This is a genomic window from Phycisphaerales bacterium AB-hyl4 (genome assembly GCA_041821185.1).
Lineage (GTDB): Bacteria > Planctomycetota > Phycisphaerae > Phycisphaerales > Phycisphaeraceae > Natronomicrosphaera > Natronomicrosphaera hydrolytica.
On record JBGUBD010000022.1, the window covers coordinates 1 to 18384 of the forward strand.

General features: G+C 62.3%; 16 protein-coding genes. 8 read left to right on the forward strand and 8 right to left on the reverse strand.

The window, feature by feature from the left end:
* Both ACERK3_19400 and ACERK3_19405 read right to left on the reverse strand, forming a co-directional pair.
* Positions 1 to 1050, reverse strand: a 1050-nt coding sequence (locus tag ACERK3_19400; protein MFA9480439.1) for a tyrosine-type recombinase/integrase, incomplete at its 3' end; no start/stop codon positions are given.
* A gap of 16 nt (positions 1051 to 1066) precedes the next feature.
* On the reverse strand, positions 1067 to 1321 hold the full coding sequence (locus ACERK3_19405) for a helix-turn-helix domain-containing protein (protein ID MFA9480440.1): 255 nt from the start codon (positions 1319 to 1321) through the stop codon (positions 1067 to 1069).
* A 199-nt stretch (positions 1322 to 1520) separates the two neighbouring features.
* Between ACERK3_19405 and ACERK3_19410 the strand changes: the two genes are divergently transcribed.
* Positions 1521 to 2657, forward strand: a complete 1137-nt coding sequence (locus tag ACERK3_19410; protein MFA9480441.1) for a site-specific DNA-methyltransferase — start codon at positions 1521 to 1523, stop codon at positions 2655 to 2657.
* On the opposite strand, the gene ACERK3_19415 is transcribed toward ACERK3_19410, so the two are convergent.
* Together ACERK3_19415 and ACERK3_19420 are read right to left on the reverse strand one after the other, a co-directional pair.
* The gene (locus ACERK3_19415) at positions 2636 to 2758 is read right to left on the reverse strand and encodes a hypothetical protein (protein MFA9480442.1); all 123 of its coding nucleotides are present in this window, start codon (positions 2756 to 2758) and stop codon (positions 2636 to 2638) included. The two genes, ACERK3_19410 and ACERK3_19415, sit on opposite strands and share 22 nt — an antisense overlap.
* Positions 2755 to 3189, reverse strand: a complete 435-nt coding sequence (locus tag ACERK3_19420; protein MFA9480443.1) for a hypothetical protein — start codon at positions 3187 to 3189, stop codon at positions 2755 to 2757. Before ACERK3_19420 ends, ACERK3_19415 begins: the two co-directional genes overlap by 4 nt.
* A 209-nt stretch (positions 3190 to 3398) precedes the next feature.
* Here ACERK3_19420 and ACERK3_19425 point away from each other — a divergent pair, with 209 nt between their 5' ends.
* From ACERK3_19425 to ACERK3_19440, 4 genes are all read left to right on the forward strand, one after another.
* Entirely contained in the window at positions 3399 to 3731 is a 333-nt protein-coding gene (locus ACERK3_19425; protein ID MFA9480444.1) for a hypothetical protein, read from the forward strand.
* A gap of 12 nt (positions 3732 to 3743) precedes the next feature.
* Positions 3744 to 3980 (forward strand): hypothetical protein, encoded by a 237-nt coding sequence (locus ACERK3_19430; protein ID MFA9480445.1) that lies wholly within the window; start codon positions 3744 to 3746, stop codon positions 3978 to 3980.
* A gap of 202 nt (positions 3981 to 4182) precedes the next feature.
* Positions 4183 to 4593, forward strand: coding sequence for a recombinase family protein (locus tag ACERK3_19435; GenBank protein ID MFA9480446.1), 411 nt, complete (start codon positions 4183 to 4185; stop codon positions 4591 to 4593).
* A gap of 59 nt (positions 4594 to 4652) precedes the next feature.
* Positions 4653 to 6041 carry a recombinase family protein gene (locus ACERK3_19440; GenBank protein MFA9480447.1) on the forward strand — a complete coding sequence of 463 codons (1389 nt, stop codon included), beginning with the start codon at positions 4653 to 4655 and terminating at the stop codon, positions 6039 to 6041.
* Between the two features lie 460 nt (positions 6042 to 6501).
* Here ACERK3_19440 and ACERK3_19445 read toward each other — a convergent pair whose 3' ends face one another.
* The 4 genes from ACERK3_19445 to ACERK3_19460 all read right to left on the reverse strand — a co-directional run bounded on the left by ACERK3_19445 (position 6502) and on the right by ACERK3_19460 (position 15381).
* Positions 6502 to 8322 (reverse strand): fibronectin type III domain-containing protein, encoded by a 1821-nt coding sequence (locus ACERK3_19445; protein ID MFA9480448.1) that lies wholly within the window; start codon positions 8320 to 8322, stop codon positions 6502 to 6504.
* Positions 8323 to 8401: 79 nt separating this feature from the next.
* Positions 8402 to 9880, reverse strand: a complete 1479-nt coding sequence (locus ACERK3_19450; GenBank protein MFA9480449.1) for a hypothetical protein — start codon at positions 9878 to 9880, stop codon at positions 8402 to 8404.
* A gap of 48 nt (positions 9881 to 9928) precedes the next feature.
* Positions 9929 to 10717, reverse strand: a complete 789-nt coding sequence (locus ACERK3_19455) for a type II secretion system protein (protein MFA9480450.1) — start codon at positions 10715 to 10717, stop codon at positions 9929 to 9931.
* Positions 10714 to 15381: a DUF6259 domain-containing protein gene (locus ACERK3_19460; protein ID MFA9480451.1), complete on the reverse strand. Its 4668-nt coding sequence runs from the start codon at positions 15379 to 15381 to the stop codon at positions 10714 to 10716. Before ACERK3_19460 ends, ACERK3_19455 begins: the two co-directional genes overlap by 4 nt.
* Positions 15382 to 15609: 228 nt before the next feature.
* Between ACERK3_19460 and ACERK3_19465 the strand changes: the two genes are divergently transcribed.
* The 3 genes from ACERK3_19465 to ACERK3_19475 form a co-directional block, all read left to right on the forward strand.
* Positions 15610 to 16827 carry a substrate-binding domain-containing protein gene (locus tag ACERK3_19465; GenBank protein ID MFA9480452.1) on the forward strand — a complete coding sequence of 406 codons (1218 nt, stop codon included), beginning with the start codon at positions 15610 to 15612 and terminating at the stop codon, positions 16825 to 16827.
* A gap of 109 nt (positions 16828 to 16936) precedes the next feature.
* On the forward strand, positions 16937 to 17665 hold the full coding sequence (locus ACERK3_19470; protein ID MFA9480453.1) for a PEP-CTERM sorting domain-containing protein: 729 nt from the start codon (positions 16937 to 16939) through the stop codon (positions 17663 to 17665).
* A gap of 105 nt (positions 17666 to 17770) precedes the next feature.
* On the forward strand, positions 17771 to 18384 hold a 614-nt coding region (locus tag ACERK3_19475; GenBank protein MFA9480454.1), incomplete at its 3' end, for a hypothetical protein.

Here is an 18384-nt window from a genome sequence, read left to right on the forward strand (position 1 = left end):
ATCGGAACCGTCCGGTACTTGCGGTTTTTCGTTGGGCGCATCGTTCGCATCCGTGCACGGCTCAGCGGCTGATTGCTGCGCCGCATTCTGCGCCGCCTCATCGCCGCTTCCAGCAGGCTGGACGGCTCGCTCGAAATGCTCGTCAGTGAACTGCAGGTAGAACTTCGTGGCCACCATCTCCGTGTTGCCGATCCACCGGCAGACCACGTGCAGCGGGAACTGCTCTGCCAGTTCCGTCTCCCGCGTCGAGCGCATGTTCTGGAACAGCTTCGGCCAGGGCTCCAGCCCAGCCCGTTTGATGATCCGTTGAAGCTGGGTCCGCAGGTTCGTTTTCGACGTGAGGCTGCCGGTGAAGATGAGCGTGCTGCCTTCCTCCGCCGCCTCAAACGCGGCGCGGAGGTGCGGGACCAACTCGGGGAACAGCGGGATCACCCGGCTTCCTTTGCCTTGATGCTTGGTCTTCGGACTGGTGATTTTCATCCGCTGATTTTCCCAGTCCACATCCTGCCAACGCAGCGGCAGGATCTCCGTCGGCACGCGGACGCCGCCGTACCGGGCCAGCGCAACAATCAACCGCCACCGCTCATCGGGGCAGGCGTCGAGCACCGCATCGATCTCTCCCCGGCCGACGTAGTAGAACCGCTCCAGATTCGTCGTCACGGTCGCGGGCAGCCCCTCGAAAGGGTTGCTGTGGAGCAGATCCCGCTTGATGGCCACGCGGAAGAAATGCCGGGCTTTCTTTGTGTAGCCGCGGATGCTGTTCTCGGCGTAGCCCTGCTTGATGAGGTGGATGCGGTATCGCTCGGTTTCCTCACCGGTGATGGTTCGCATCTCCCGATCAGCATCAAAGAACGATAGGAGGCGATCGCGGGCCGTTTTGAAGGTCTGGAGCGTGCCGGGCGTCAGATCGGTTCGGCTGGCGATGTAGTCATCGATGAACGATGCGAGCGTGGCGATCTGCCGGTCGGGCCATCTTGCCCAAGCGGATGGTCTTGCGCTTGCCGTCGGCAGCCCTGGACAGGATGCGTCGCCGACCGTTGGGATCGTCACAGATGCTCGCCATCGCCTACACCTGCCCCTCGTTCGTCTTGCTGCCGTTGCCGCCCCGCAATTGGTCGTTAAGCCACTGCTCCAGATGGGCTCGGCTGAACCGCACCGACTTGCCGAGCTTGAGGTGCGGGATCTCGCCGTTGCGCTTCATCGTGGAGAGCTTGCGTTCCGACACCTGCAGGAGAGCAGCCGCCTGCCTGTAAGTCAAGTATTGAAGAGGGTTTTCGTAAGTTTTTTCACTGGGTCGAGTCAGGGGTTTGCTGTACATCATCAGGTCCTTTCGAGAGATACCGACGACGGTCGGGCCGTCGGTCGCCGGGGTTGGAGTTTTCAGTCTTGACGCCGCCGTTCAACGCTGGGCAGTGCCATGCCGAATGGGCATGGCTCCATGATGACGCAAACTATTCACATCGCTTGGCTTTTTGAAGATGCGGGTAGACTGGGACCATCCTTGCCCCGGAGGGAAACCCATGCCCCGCCAACCGGTGACGAACGCTCGTCGCGCCGCGACCGACCTCCAGCCGATGCTGACGCGCCTGCACGAGCTGATGGCCGAGCAGAAGCAGCAGGCTTTCGAGATCGGCGACCTGGTCAACCACCTCGTCGAGCAGCACGGCCAACGCGTCAAACATCTCGCCGCCAACCTCGGCGTTTCCCGCCAGCGCCTTGGCGAATACCGCCAGACCGCGCTCGCCTTCCCGCCCGACCAGCGCCGGCATGGCCTCGACTTCCACTTCTACACCATCGCCGCCCGCTCGGCCCGCAAGCTCGGCATCGCCCCCAAGGCCGCCCTCGCCCACATTCTCGAACACCGCCTCGGCACAACGCGACAAGCCACCGCGTTCCTCGCCCGGCAGGTCCGCGCCCATGCCGCCGTGCGCGCCGGCCAACACAGCACGCCCGTGGATGACGACCTGATCAACCGTCACCACCACGCCGACTTCCGCGACATCGTGCCGAACCTGCCCGACGCCAGCGTCAAGCTCGTCATCGCCGATCCACCCTATGGCCAGTACGCCAACCTCGACGACGGCCATCACCCCACGCCCACAGCGAGCCATCGCAAGTGCGACAACATCACCGACGCCGACGCCCGTGAAGTCACCATCGACCTGCTCCGCGTCGCGCTGCCCAAGCTTGCCCCCAACGGCTGCCTCATCCTCTTCCGCCCCGGCGCCTGCGCCGATCCCGCCTGGCTGACCGATGCCATTGCAACCCATGGCTACCACTGCCACCGCGCCCTGACCTGGCTCAAAGGCAAGGTCAAGCTCGGCCGCGGCGACGAACCCTACGGCATCAGCACCGAACGCCTCCTCGTCCTCTCCCGTGCCGGCGATCGTCTTCACAACCATGACGGCTCCCCGCGGACCGACATCCTCACCTTCAAACCCCCGCGCCCCACCTACGCCACCGGCCACACCCACCACCTCTTCGAAAAACCCACCGACCTCTGCGCCTTCCTCATCCGCAAACACACCTACCCCAACGACCTCATCCTCGAACCCTTCGGCGGCACCGGCCCCGCCAGCCGTGCTGCGGCGACTCTCGATCGACGTTGGATCTATTGCGAAACGCACGCCGACATTTACGCCACGGTGTCAGCATGACCGCGATCCCGCGAGCCGATCACGATGGGCAGCATCATGATCGGCGGGACGCCGATGCGGTAGAGTCGCACGCCCGTCGGCGGGCGCAACGTCATTCTCATTCGCATCCCCGATCCCACAACCGCTCGGCCTCCTGACGAAATTCCTTGGTCTTTGCGGTGAGGCTGTAGCCGCCGCCTCGCCTCATGACGAGCGGCGGCTGATGATTGCGGAGGTACCGGAGAACGACGCGTAGGGGATACGCGGATTTCGTGGGACTGCCGCCGGCGGCGAGGAAGGCTTTGTGGAGTTGATCGAAGCGCACATCGGGGGTGGCGGTTTGGGCAAGGGCTTTGATGGCAGCGTCGTAATCGGTTCTAGTCACATAAAAATCTTTTTCTGAACCTGGGCGATGCTCGACCAGTCGTTCACCGCGCGGGCCGTGGCGGACGGTGTAGGTTGGCGTGTTGGTGCGTCGGCGTCGACGCGGCGATGACGGGCGGGTCGCTGAGGCGTATATCTGGCCTTCAGACTCCACAGCAAAAGCCTGCATCGCTGGCTTCGAAGGATAGGCGTGGATCCCGACCGTCCTCCCTAACCCCTGTGCGGCAGTCGTTCGTAACACCCACCATCGCACCCCTGTACACAAACAACGCCAATATGGATCTGCCCCCTTGGCTCAAGTCGACCCTACGCCGTATTCGCTGCCAGAACTGCAACCAGCCGATGGATGAACATTCATTACGGGGCGTCGGCGCTGGCATGGTCGATGCCGCCGGCGGCGTGCCCGAGGCTGCCACCACGCAGTTGCATCTGCGCTGTGTCCATTGCGACTATCAATTGGTCGTGCAGATGAGCGTGCCATTGGAAGACCTACTCGAAGCCGTCCGCGCGGTTCACGCGCACGGCCCTCACCCGATCGAACCGCACGATCAGGTCGAGGCGCATGCCGATCGCGGCGTTCAGGCGCTCGGGCCACTGGATGCCGCGGAGGTGCGCACGTTTTTACAGCAGCTCAAACGCCTGTCATTCAGACGCGACACGAAGAATTTTCAGCAGTGGATCAGCCGGTTAAACGACCGGAACACCCCATAAGGGAGCGCACGCATGAAAGATGAATTTCTGTGGAAGGAACCACGCGATGCTCGGAAACAACAGATGAAACATCCGGAGCAGAGGTTCTGCCTGCTCGAAGAAAGGCAGGATGCGGTCAGCGCCACACTGATTGTCCGGGGCGTGGATGACGTGGCGTCAGACGCCTTTATCCAAAGGGCGTGCTGCATGCTCAGCGCCTTGGTGCGGCACGCCGCGGACCAGCAGAAACAACGTCACCACGAGGGCTGAGCAGCGCGTCAAAAGAAATTCCAGAAATAAAAGAAGGAGTTTCAGATGCCTTCGCAGAAAAAGAAGAAACGTGGGTCAAAGCCTGTCCTGACCGTCCGCGCCAGGCCTGCCTCTGGGATTGAAGCAGATCGTATGGCGCGGGCGCTGGACCGAATGCTGACGGAATTGGTCCGTCAGGGGCGGGCTCACAGGAGTTTTGCCAATGAAGGAAAACAAGAAATACCCAAGTGACCGCTGGCGTGGCAAGCGGTTCATCTGCAGCGTGCGCCAAAGTGACGACAGCGAAGGTACCACCAGCACTGAGGCGCAGCTCAAGTGGCTGCACGAGGAGGGTCGGCAGCGCGGCATGATCCATGTCGATGACATCGTCCTCAATGGCGTCACCGGCTCGCTGCCAGGCAAGCGGCAGGACCTGCCGGACCTGATCGAGCGCAAGCGGACAAAGGATGACTTTGACGTCCTCATGGTCCAGCGACTCGATCGACTGACGCGCGGCGGCAGCCAGCATGGGAACTGGTTCCTGTTCGAATGCACCCGCGTCGGTATCGAACTGTTGTGTCCCGGGGACAATCTGCCTGAAGACGGGCCTATACTGATCTCATTACGACCCTGAAGCTTGGTGCCGCGAGGGACCAGGCTCATTCGATCTCGCAGCGCTCGGTGCAGGGTCGCATGCATGCGCTGCAGACCGGGGCGAACACCATCGTCGGGCAGACGCCATACGGCTGCAATCGTCTGTACCTCAACTGCGAGGACAAGCCGCTGTTTGTCATCCGGAACCTCGGTGACGGCCGGCAGCAGAAGCTGCACGCCGAGACGGACGTCGTCATCGACACCTATGGTCGCGCGGGTGGGGGCAGCAAGGGCCATTACCGCAAACAGAAAGAAGAAAAGCCGGTCATCGTCCCCGGCGTCCCGGCCAAGGCGAACGTGGTGCGCGAAATCTTCGACCTGCATTACAACCAGCGCCTCGGTGGCAGGCGGATCGCCAACCAGCTCAACGAACGCGGCGTGCTCTCGCCGACGGGCAAAAGCTGGAGCCAGCGTCAGGTCGAAAGCATCTACGAGAACCCGGTCTACTGTGGCGTGGCGCTGGGCAACCACGTCAGGCAGTCGATCTACCATTCCCGCGGCACGGACCGCCCCGAGGCCGTCCAGCATGATCCGCAGGTGCTGGCCACGTGCCAGAACGCGCCGCGGTCCCTGCGTCCACCGGATGAGTGGGTGTGGGAAGATCAGCCAATGATGAACGACTTCCTATCAACAGCGTTGCGCGACAAGGCGCTCACGCAGATTCGCCAGTTGCTGGACGAACGCTGGCAGCGCAGCCAGGACCCCACGCAGCCCAAGCGTTCGCCGAGCAAGCACAAGGCCAGTGAGTACGTGCTGACCGACCTGCTGTTCGCCAAGCAGGATGGCGGCTCGCTCACCGGCACGCGCAGCGGCAAAAACTGCAGGTACAAGCGCTACTACCGCCATCGCAAGGGCCGTTCGGTTGCTCGCAAGGGCAGTCCGTACAACAAGCTCATCCCTGCTGAGGCGCTGGAGCAGAGCGTGCTCGACCTGATTCGACGCGTCAGCGGCGATGAGCCGTACCTGCGGCAGCGGATCACGGAGGTTATCGAGTCCCAGGCGAGTCACACGCCCGACGCGCAGACGCTTGCCGACCTGCGTCAGCAGCGGGAGGCGATCACGAAAAAAGTGCAATTGATCGTGCAGACATTCGATGCCGCCAACCTCGCAGACGCTCGCCCTGAACTGGATCGGCTTTCACGGCAGCGAAGCGAGTTGGAGCAGCAGATCGCTCAGCACGAGCAGGCCAGCCAGTACGCAGACGAGGACCCCGAGGCGATCGCCACGTATGCTATCGCTCGTCTGGCGTCCGTGGACAAGCTGCTGACCGACCTGACGCCGACGGTCAAACGCGAACTGGTCGAAACGTTCGTGGAGCGTATTGAGGTTGACATGGCGACCATTCGGACCAGTCAATTCCGGATCGATCCCGACCCGAGGCGGCTCTCGCCTCGGGTCGGGATTCGCAACTGGGACGACCCCAGGTAGCCTCTGGCACCGCGGTATCGCTCGGTTGCACGGCGCGAGTGCCGTGGCACACGAGCCGTTGGCGCACATCACCTGCCGGTCGGTACTGGACACGCCAACGAGCCGTATGCCGCGCTCGACGAGGCAGATGCTCTGGTGGTGTGTACGGATTGCGAGGAGTTCAAGTATCCCGAATTCAACGGATGACGGTCGCGTTTGAAAGAGCCGGTGATTTTCGAAGGCCGCACCTTCTGCCGAACCGAGACAATGCGCGAGCACGGGATCGTCTATCACTCGGTCGGCCGACAGTCGATTGTGCCCGACGGGTCAGCGTCAGCAAGTTCTGAGGACAATCGGCGCAACTGCGCCGAGGCAGTCCGTGTCCACTGGACAGCCGAAGCTCAGACGATTGCTGTCGGGGCGAACACAGCGAAGTCGCGCACCGTATCCAGCGTGCCCTGGACGCAGGCGATCGCCAATATCAATGGCGTGGGCGGGAGATATGGTGGTCGATGAGTTTGCCGTTCTCGTCAATCGCCTTGAAATCCTGTGATTCGCCATGAATGGTGACGATGATGGCGTGGCGTTTCGCCTCGGCCCGTTCGAGGTACCAGGTTTCGTTCACGTCATGCGGTTCGCGTGTGCCGACGCCCCATGCGCCGTCGCCGAGATAGACGACGCCGTCGTCAGCCTGTTCGCCGTCACGAATCGGGACGGTTCGCTTGTAGGTGTGGTCGTGGTTTTCAAAGGCGACGCGCACGTCGTACTGTTCGAAGAGGGGGACCCAGTGTTCGCGCACGCGGACGTGGACAGCGCTGTCGTAGCTGCGGTGAGAAGGGAACCCGGGCACATGGTAGACGGGGAAGACATGCGGGACGTCCTGCCGATCGGCGAGTTGCTGTTCCAGCCAGGAGGTCTGTTCGCCGCCGATGGGCGTGGTGTGGTCGGAGTCGAGGAGGACAAGTGACATGTAGTCGCCGAAGTCGAGCATGGCGTAGCCGGGGTGGCCGGGGAAAGGGAAGAGGCTGTAGTAGTAAGGGGCGATCTCTTCGCGGAAGGCGTCGGAATCTTCGTAAGCATCTTCACCGCGCCCTTGCCCCCAGTAGTAGCCGCCGCGTACTTCGTGGTTGCCGATCGTGGGGATGACGGGCACGACGCGGCCGTCGTCGTCGATGAGGGTGTTCATGTTGGCGTCGAACCATTCGTACCAGCGGTCGACGCGCTCCGGCTGACCATCGGCGTAGGCGAAGTCGCCGCCCCAGACGACGAACTCGATGTCGTATTGCATGGCCACGCGGTTGGTCCGTTCCATTCTCGGTTGCGACTGACGTGTGTCGCCGCCGGCGGCGAAGCGGATGGGGCGATCAGCCTCGGCTGGCATGGTGCGAAATCGGTAGTGGGGGCTGTTTTCGCCAGCCGCGTCGCGGCGAATGCGGAACTGATAGTCCGAGCCGGGTTCCAGGCCGGTGATTTCAGCGATGTAGATGTGGCGGTCGGAGTAAGGCATGGGGCGCTGGCGGCTGACCTCGGCAGTCGCGTGATCGGCATCGTTACCGAGCGGGGCATACTCGATCACGCCCGTATCGTTTTCGTCTTTGCTGTGCCAGATGACCGTCATCGTCGTGGTCGGATCCTGCTGCCAGGTCAACAACAGCGCGACGGGCGTCTGCAGGCTTTCAGCAGCGATCAGACGCATGCCGAAGCAGATATCCGAACTGCTTCGGCCATTGTTATGCACGGACACGGCCAGCACGTTCCTCCCCTGACGCAGCTTGGATGCGTCGAATTCGAAGACGCCGGTTTCCAAACTCGGGTTGATGGGGCGTGTGGTGGCCGTACCGAAGCCGACATCGCCTTCGGGCATCCACTCGGTTCGGCCGATCTCTTCACCGTTGAGGTAGTACACCGCACCGTCGTCGATGATCTGGTCGAGGCGAACACTGACGCCGTCGGTCGAGCCGTCATAGTCGAACGACTTGCGGAAGTAGTAAGTGATCAGGTACTCCTCCAGTTCCGTCTGCAGGCCTGGCCCGGGCCAGTTGCGGTCGCGCGTGTCGTAGCCGAGCAGGCCGGGGCCCTCGTTCCAGTCACTGTCGTCATAGTCGGGGTCGAGCCACGCCGTGCCGAGGTCGACGTCGCCGTCGTGGTAACGCCACGTGCTGTCGAAGTCGACCAGAATCTTGCCGTATTCGACCATGTCGTCGGCGAGCACCGGAGCGGCGGCGAGGAAGGCGATCACGCCTGCCAGCAGGACGGGCATGGTGTGGTTGAACATGGAACGTGAACGGTGTCGGTCGCTCATGAGTTGGTCTCCTTGTTTGATGAAGGTGGCTGTATGGCCGACGATCCCTGGTGTACGAGTTGTTGCTGAGTCATGGCAGTTACGATTCTTCCGCACCCAGGACTTCAGGCTCGCGCGTGTCGTTGACGAGCGAACGCACAGCCACAACCACCAGCAGCGTGCTGCCGAATGCGAAGGGCGCGACCCACAGGCTGGCAATGGGGGACAAGGCAACTGCTCCGCCAACGATGCCGCCGGTAATCAGCCCCGCAATCACTGCGCGGCCGGCCACGGGCCACCGGCTCACCGCCAACAACATGCACGCCAACAAGGGACCGAGGAATACGCCCAACAGCGTCTGTGCAATATCGAATATCGAACCGAGCGCCCCCACGAAGCCGGCGATCACCGTGGACAGCACGCCGATCGTCAAGCTTGTCACGCGCGCAAAGCGCAACTGCTTTTGCGGGGACAGTTGTCGGCCGAACCGCAACCGGAAGTCCATCGTCAACGTGCTGGCCAGCGCATTGATCCCACTGGTCATGCTGCTCATCGTCGCTGCCAGAATCGCCGCCAGCAGCAGGCCGGCCAGACCGATGGGCAACTGCGTGGATACGAAATGCGGGAACACCTTGTCGGCATCGGCCGGCAGATTCGCGTCCGGCACGTGTTGATACCAACTGGCCAATGCCAGTCCCACCCCGGCGAGCATCACCAGTACGACAACAACGCCGACGACGTTGATGGCGAACGAGCGGGCCGCCGCCTTGGTGCTGCCCAGGACCAGGTAACGTTGCAGCGACATCTGATCGCCCATGTAGCTGCCGAAGTTGGCCACTGTGCCGCCGATCACCACGGACCAGATCGTCAGTTGCGTCGTGAGGTCCAGGGACATGTTGGGACGATGCAGATGTCCGCTGTCGGCCAGTGATGCCGCGGCCGCGCTCCATGAGGCGGGCAGGTAGAGCACGACATAGCCGATCGTCAGCGCGATACCGCCGGCGATGACAAGAAATTGAATCGCGTCGGTCACGATCACGCCGCGAATCCCGCCGAGCGTGGTGTAGATCGTGCTGCTGAGTCCGATGGTCAGCACGAGCGGCCAGAACCATGGCGGCCCGAGGTCGGCCGCGGCCATGATGGCGATGGTCGGCGCATAGATCAGCGCTGCCATCCATCCGATGCGCAGCAGGATAAACATGCTCGCCGCCACGGTGCGCGTGGAGAGGCCGAAGCGACGTTCGATGATCGCGTAAGGCGATTGGCTTCGGCCGCTGAGGTACCGCGGCAGGAAGTATAAAGCCAGTACCGCCAACGCCAGGGGGAACACGATCAGCACCGCCAGCAGTTCCGTGCCGCCGTCATAGAACACACTGGGGTAAGCGAGAAAGCTGATGCCGGAAAAGAGCGTCGCGGCAATGCTCAGGCCCACGAAAATCGAGCCTATTGGTCCACTGAAACCACCGCTGCCGGTGAAGTAGTCATCCGCGTTCTGCTGCCGACCGCGAGCGAGAATGCCCACCCCGACCACAGCCGAGAGATAGATAACGATGATCAACGCATCGAGCCAATGCATCATCCTGTCGCGCTTTCATGCGTATGTGTAGCGGAGTGACAACCGGAACGTCTAGCGAGGGAAACGCCGCAGCAATGGACTGCCGCCTTCAGTGTCGTAGATCGGATTATAAACTTCCTCCGCAAGCCACTCGGCGGACTGTCGCGTGGCATGTCCATCCGCCCATAGCATCTGCGGCCCGCCGTGCAGAGTCTCGTTGATTCTGCCGGAGTTGGTGCTTCTGTCCATGAAATAGTGAATGGTCTCGTTCGTGGCCGGATCGTTCTCTGGCGGCTTCAAAAGCCATGCGTCGGCCACCGTGATGGTGCTGCTCGGCGATCTGATCTGATCTTCACGCGCAGGTGGCGACAGGTTCGGGTCGGCGGTGTGGTATGGCGGCAGATAGCGAGCGCTTGTGCCGATGTGCAGGCGGTTGTAGCCGTAAGAGTTCGCCTTGAAAATGGTGTGATGTGTGGACGCAAGAATGACGCGCGAACGATCAATATGCCCGTTGGAGGGACATATATACACTTCCTTGCCCGTCAGATGGTCAAGCGTCATCAGCGTGCTCGACCAGTCATAGAACCCATCAGACGATAGATTGTTAGAAGAGGGGTTGTCGGGATGATATCCCGGGAACATCGGCGGAAAGAAACCACTGGATTCGGCCTGATATCCCGCCAACGCAATGCCGATCTGCCGCTGGTTACTCAGGCAACGGGTCGCTTGAGCCGCTTCCCTTGCCCTGGCGAGAGCGGGCAACAGAATGGCGACAAGCAAGGCGATGATCGTAATCACGACCAGAAGCTCGATAAGGGTAAAGGCGGTCGAACGAATACGGGACTGGTCCGTCAAAGTCATGGTTGCACCTCGTGAATGTAAAGGTGTTCAATGGACATCGCAGAAAGGGTCAAAGGAATGCGCAACGGATCACCCGCTGCGGCTTCGAGGGTCGTGCCATCTTGTCGCTCGGCGACGACTCGCCCGTCAAACGCGGATGTGTCAATCACCGCGGTGGCAGTCTGTTCCTCGTCGGTCCAGTTGCTGAAAACAGCCATCGCGCGCGAACCGTCTTCCGCATCGCGAAAACAGCCCGCCAGAATCGCCTGCCACGGCCAGCGATCGTCGCCGCCGCCCTGGGGCACGTCGAGCACAGCAACATCTTCAAGCATGGGCGGCCTGAGCATCTCGCCCCAGCCCAGCGTGGTCGGGTTCTCCCGTCGCAACGTCACCGCCTGCCGGTATGCTTCGACAATCGCTGGGTGATCCCGCGGCAGTTGCGGCATGACATAGGAAATCCAGCCCAACTGCGATCCCCATGCCAGCGGCACCATGCGGCCGTGCAGGTAGTGCTTCGGATCGCGAAGGTGTGATGGATCGTCCTGCCAACCGATGGCGGCGAAGTGAGTGTGGTAGATCGTCGGCCACAACGGCACAGGCTCGCGCATGGCGTCGCCGAGTTCCGATACCGTCAGCCCGCCAACGATGTGCGGCATCTGTGACTCGTTGAGATACTCCGACACCAGCACCGGCTGCTTCCCATGCGACTGAATGTCTTCGCGAATCTCGCCGTACAACGTGTCCTTGTGACGCTGCCACGCCTGCGGATCGCCCGGCGCATCGTCGCTGTTCGCCGACGCCGACCCATGCTCAAACATCGCATACACGCCCAGTTGATCCTGGTACACCGCATCGACCTGATGGTCGAGAAACAGCCGGCGATGACGGTCGAGGAGCGTTTCCCGCCACGCATCCGCCCCCAGCCAGGCAACCGCGAATTCGTGCATGACCTCAAACAAGCGTCCGTCGGCCCACTCAGGCGACCGCGCCTCTTTCCCCGCCGCCCGGGCTGCCTCGGCCTGATCGCGCGTGGCGTAAAAAGGCCATCGCTCTGACGCTCGGACGTCCCCGCTACGGTTACGCACCACAGCTTCCTCATAATCCGCCCACACGCTCGGCTCGTCCATGTCGACCAGCCGCGCGTTCGTGTAGGGCATCACCTTCAGGCCTGCCGACTGATATTGCTCAACAAACCTGCCGAACTGCGCGTGCGGCTCAACGTATCGCGGAAACGCTCGGTTCCAAGGCCCACCTTCCGCATCCCATGCATACCAGTGAACGCCCATCGGCCCGCCGACCGCCTCGACCCAGCCCAACGGCCACTGCGCTTTTTCTTCAAACGTGAATCGCGGGTCCGCCGGTATACGCACCCAACTCGGCATCCCTGCATACCACTCGGGCAAGTCTCCCCGCCGCCCCAGCGCCAACTCGGCTCGCGCCCATGACTGTTCCATCGCCCAAGACCGATAGGCTCGGCCCGCGTCGTACCAATCGCCCGAAACCCACTGCAAGCGAACCGGATAGTCCAGTTCCGCCCGGCCGCGCACGGCTTCGTCCGCCGTCAGATGATGACCGAAACGCGCGCGCAATGATGACGCATCACCAGTTCGATCGACGACCAGGTCCTTGATGCGCCGCTGGGCGTCCGGCGTCATCATCAACAGCCCGCCTCCCGCTTCCTCGTTTCCATAGAATTGCATCTGCAGGTTGCCGAACTTGGATGGGTATCGCGTGCGATGCACCGCTTGCAGCACATCATCATTGCCGCGCCCCCATGGCCTGTTCGGCTGAGCATGTACATCACGATAAATCTGCCCATACGACCACGGGACGAGCAGGTAGTCGTCCTCCGCCGCCTCGCCTAGCCGGGCCAGCGGCATTTGCGGATACCACGCCTTGCGCACCACATACCTGCCATCAAGCCCATCGAGTGCGAAGTGAAAATCAAGCGATCCCGAATTCGTGCGTGCGACCCACGCCTCCACCGTAGCGATGCGCCGCCTGTTCGCATCTGAGATGTCCCATCGCCCCGCCGTGACCGCGTCGCGCCGATCGTTCGTCGCTCGTGCCGTCACGCGAAATCCATCCGCGCTGCTGCCATCCGAGGCCACCCGCACAGCCGTTTCCGAATCGGGTTCCGCCAGTTCGATCACCCACAACGGCTCGTCATGGCTTGCTGACAGAAACTCATAACCACCGAGTCGCAGTTGACTCAGCCGACCGTCGCGAAAGGCAGCAGTGGCTTCGCCATCGCCGCGCGTCACGCTCCGCCCCTGCATGGCTCGGCCACGATGAACCGCCTCTTGCGAGGCCTCGGCGTTGCCATTGCCGTTCTGCCCGTCGGCTCTGCCGTCCGGGTTGGCGTCGTACACGCGCACGTCGCCGATCGCCCCCGGAAACGTATAGCCCGAACCAAAGCTCGGCGGCACACTGCCGAGATACAGCGTCGGCCTCCTCAACGACGACCACGTGAACCCGCCTCCCCACTGGTCCTGCAATTCACCGTCGACATACATCCGCGACCCACCCGGACCGAACACCACCGTCACCTCGTACCACTGCCCTGCCTGGAAGTTCGCCTGCGAGCGAAGCGTCACCGTTTCCTGATCCTGCCGCATGGCTTGATAAACCAGTCGGCCCGTGTGACGTTCGACCATGATAACGTCGCGGTGCCTGGTATCGGCGAAAAGGTTAAACAGGTGCTTGTTGATCGGGATGGAGCGATCAAGATCAACGTCCGGCCGAAAGCGGACTTGCAGCACCCCCGCCTCCGGCAACGTCCCCTGCACTTGGCCAAACGCGAGATCATCTTCCCCATCAAAACCAAGTGCGTGCCCACCGTCGCCGTCCGCAACACGCTTCGGCGTCGTCGTCTGCTCCTTGCCTTTCTCGCCGAGTTGCAAGGACACCGAGACCGCCCCCTGACTCGGCAGCACATCGGCCGCGTCATCATCGAACGTAAAATGAATCAACGGTTGCGCCTCAGCACTCATGACCTGAGTAACGTCCACCGCAGGGCGATCCCGTGATGCAACGGTGTCCTCCGGCCGCTCCGCGTGCTCCATCTCGGGAATCGCATCATCACCCGTTGCTGTCTCCCGCGACGCCGGGGCCGATGCGGTCGGCCGTACCGCCTGAAGCTTTTCTCGCATTTCCGCTGCGCGCGCGTCGTCAAGACGGTCGCCCGTAGCGCGGAAGGTGTAGAGGTGAGCGTCGCGCAACGCGAACTCAATGCGAACGTCCTTGCCCGCCAACTCATCCAGCGAGCGTCCGTTCCATCGGATGGGATGCGCGACACTGTCACCCGCCATCACGTCGCACTCGTCATAGCTGAAGCCGTCGATCGGCTGGCGCATCGGATCGACCACACGCACGCGCAGATTGCCGTTCGCTGCGGCGTTCACGAGCAGATCACCCCCGGGCCAGGTAATCGTCCGCGTACACACACGCCCGCCCATCGACGGGCCATAGCGCGAGACGAACCCTTCCTTGCGCATTTTCAGCAGGCCCAGCGACGAGGTGTTGGTCGTCGGTCGACCGTGCGGGCCATCCTGTCCCGTGTAGTAGATCCACCACTCATCGTCCACCTCGATCCAGTGCGGCGTGGTGATCACCTGCCCACCGTCCCACGAACCTTCCTCGCCCGGCTCGAGCAGACGCGGACGCTTCTCCGGCCGCTCCCAGTTCACGCCGTCCCGGCTGAAAGCCAGCTCGGCGAGGATGACCGTGTTCATCTGGAAAGGCCAGAGAAACCCCCAGAACACGCCGCCGTAATGTCGCACGGGCATGCCGTAGAAAAAGGTAAAGCCCCGTTCGGTGTCGATGAGATCGGGCACGAGAATGGTTGACGGCTCATCGGCCCACGTTCCCCACAAGTCGTCGGAAGACATCACCGCGACACGTCGCACCGCTCCCTGATCGTCGTCGTCGATCCAGTTGCGATAGATGTTCCGGGCTCGGCAGAAGATGAACCATCGCTCCGCCTGATCGTCGTAGGCGATGGCGTTGAACGTGTCGCTATGCAGATGCTTGAGCCGAACGTCGCTGTCCCTGTCCCATTCAATGCCGTCTTTCGAGCCGACCAGATGCATGCCCGTATGCGTCTGATAGAGCATGGCGTACTTGTAGCCCCGGCTGTGCTTTTCGGGCAGCTCTATGACAAACCCGCCAGCCGCGCCGCGATCGTCGTAGCCCATCCAGACGACATTGTTGTCCTTCGAGCCGCGCCACTCATGTTCGCCGAACGTCGGCAGTTCCCAGTTCACGCCGTCGTCCGACTCGGCATAGGCGATGCCGTACCGCGGCAGCCCCGGGGGCGGGTCAGGCTCGACCGTCCTGGGGTTGAATAATTGATACCACATGCGAAACACCCCGTCCTCCCCACGGAGCACGCTGATATAGCTGAATCGTTCGCCCTCCAGGATCGGATTGCCTTCATAGTGAATCGGCGTATGAAAATGCCGCTCCACGATCGCGCGACTGTGGCCGGGCACCCAGTAGTTGTCCACAAGGTAGTCGTCGTGAAGAAATTGCGGGCCGGTGTCGATCGCGATCGGCTCCTCAGGCACACCGTAGGCCGGCATGACGAAATAAGCAGCCATGAACACCAACGCCGTAAGCACGGTAAAACTGCGCCAGTCGGCCACACACACCGGCAGACGGCAGTCAATCGAAACGTTCAACATGAAACAGGCTCCAGATCGATAAAAAGGGGCGATAGATTAACGACACGCAGTCGCGGAAAGCAGCATCAAACCGACTCATAGAAAACACGATGCGTTGTTCAGGTCCGACAAGATCACAAAGGCGGCGAACTTTGTTGTTGAAAGCGGTAGACGGCCGTGGTACCATTGCGGGACGATTGTCACAGGATCCGTGGTGACTGTCAACCCCTTTTTCGGAGATCGAGCAGAATGGTTGATCGCACTGAGCAGGTACTCGACATCCTTGAGCATGCTCTGACCGACCAGTGGGCGACGCCCGGCCGTCGGCTGCGTTCCGAGCGGGACTTGGCCATGGTGCTGGACGTGGGCCGCCGTCAGGTCAACGAGGCGTTAAGCCAACTGGCCTACCGGGGCCTGCTCTCGCGCACCCGCGGCAGTGGCACCTACGTCGTCAAGCGGGCCGAGCCGTCGGACGCCCGCGCCGCCCGGCTGCGGGAGGTATGGGAGCAGAGCGAACTGGACAATGTGGACCAGATTTTTCTGCCCACAAGCCAATCCGCCGCGCCGCTTTCGCACCGCACGGGCAACGCGCCGCTTCGCCTGTGCCTTTGCGGCGACTGGCTCGACGCCTCGCCGATCCACCACGCCGCCGTCGAGCGGATGATTGCAACCGTGCAACATCTCGGCCACGCGCTGTCGATCGTGTCCGTGCTGGACGAATCCGGGCGTCCGCTGACCGCCACCACCCTGCGGCAGCGGTTGCGTGCCAATCCCGCCGACGGGTACCTCGTCGTCGATCGCTGGGGTGAGCTGTTTTCCCGCGCAGCGGAAGGGATTCATCGGCCCACCATCTTCTGCGGCAACATCTGCGGTCTGCGCCACGAGCCGGCCGTGGGCATCTGCCAGTATGACGTGGCACCTCAGGCTATGCGCCGCCTCAGTGAAGCCGGCTACAGCCGCATCGCCATGCTCGGCTATCACAACCCGGCGAACTCGATGGAGGCGCAGCAGGACGCCTACGAGGGAGCCGTCGACCGGCTGGGCCTGAACTACCGCCGATGTGAGCTGATCCGCCTGGGCGACCTGCGCAGCGGAGCGATTGTCCGCCAATTGCTCGAATCGAAGGATCGACCGGACGCCATCTACCTCAGCGACCAGTTCCTCGCCCCCGCCGTGATCGAGGCGCTCGAATCCACAAAACTCACGCTCGGCCGGCATCTGGGCCTGGTCTGCTTCACCAACCGCGGCGTGAGCGACCTGCCCACCACATGGAGCCGCTACGAAGTCGACATCCGCCTGGCCGGCCAACTTGCGGTCGAGGCGCTGCTGCGGACCATCGAAACCGGCGAGGAGTACGCCAGCAACATCCTGCTCCAACCGAGATGGCACCCCCGACAGTCCCATATCCAGCCCGGCACGACCCCACCGCCCGCCCGCAAAGCAATGACGGCGTCAAAATCGCGGTAGATAGCTTGACATCAACGGCAAGTGTGGTACCTTTATCGGGCCAATTCTAAATTGGCACATTCAGTTCGGTTTTTCAGTTTCACGACTTCATTTTCAGGAGGAACTTCCCATGCGTATGGCTGCAAATCTGATCGTCGGTGCCGTGACTTGTGCGACAATCACAAGCGTCTCCCTCGGCTCGCTCGTGATTCGCGAGTCGGACGACTTCGTCAATAGTGCCAATGGCCAATACGAAGCGGACGCCATCCCTCAAAACGCCTCGCCCTCATGGACCGGGGTAGGCAGCGGTCAGGACTACGGCGTCAGCGGCGGCGAACTGACCCTCACGACCCTGCACAACAATAGTCGTTTCTTCCACCTTGACCCGAGCTTTGTTCGCGCCACCGGGTATACAGTCGAATTCCGGATGCGAGTCGATGACATCGATGACCCGCGCGGTCCAGTGCTCGTTCGCATCGCCGACGGTACGGAACAGGTTGAACTCGAATGGTGGGATAATTCGATCATTCGGTGGAATAGTTCAAGCTCGGTTATCCCGGATCCGTCAGTGTATCGCACCTACCGCATCGCCTACGACCCCTCCGCCGACGAAGGGGCTGGCGCTTACTCGGCCTGGATTGACAACATTCTGGTCTCCGACGAACTCACCGGCAATGCCTCCACGACCAACCAACTTCTGTTCGGCGACACGTCCAGCAGCCGCTACGGCGGCACGACTACGTGGGATTACGTCCGTTGGGACACCACCGGCGCATACGCCCCGATCCCCGAACCGGCGTCGCTCGCGCTGCTGGGTATCGGCGGCGCGTTGCTGCTCGGTCGACGCCGCACCGCGTAACGTGGGCCCTAGGCCCCATATCACGACCTTTTGCGAAACGGCTCCCCCCTTCCGGTGGAGCCGTTTTGTTTGCAACCGAACGATCATGACTTCAGACTAAAGCGTATGGATAACAACCGAGGAATTGCCGAGCACCTGCCGCTCGAGCATGTGCGACGTCTTTCGCTGCCCGCCATCGAGCCGATGGGCGACAGCAACATTCACCGCCGATACGCCATCGAAGCCGCAGCGTGGGTGTGGCACTCGGCGTGCGCGATCGACGAACCGGCTGTGCTTCGATTCACGAATACGTTCACGCTCGACGAGCCGACTGCGATCCGCCTGCACCTTAGTGCCGATCAGCGATACGAATTTTTCATCGACGGGCAGTACGTCGGCATGAGCCCGGACCGCTGCGATCTCGGCCAGTGGAGCTTCGCCTCGTATGCGATTGACCTCACCGCGGGCGAACATCACTTCGAGGTGCTCGCCTGGTGGATCGGTGCCGATGCGCCCACCGCGCAGGTCTCACGGCAGGGCGGGTTCATCTGCGCTGCCGAGGGGCTGGAAACACAACTGAACACCGGCACGGGACCATGGCAGGTGCAGCGACTGGCGGGCTGGTCGTTTCGTCACAAACAGATGCACGCCTACCACGCCATCGGCGCGGCCCAGACGATCGATGGTGCAGCCTGGCACGGCCCCACGCAAGCGCCCGAGCGAGCGAGCATCGTCGCCGG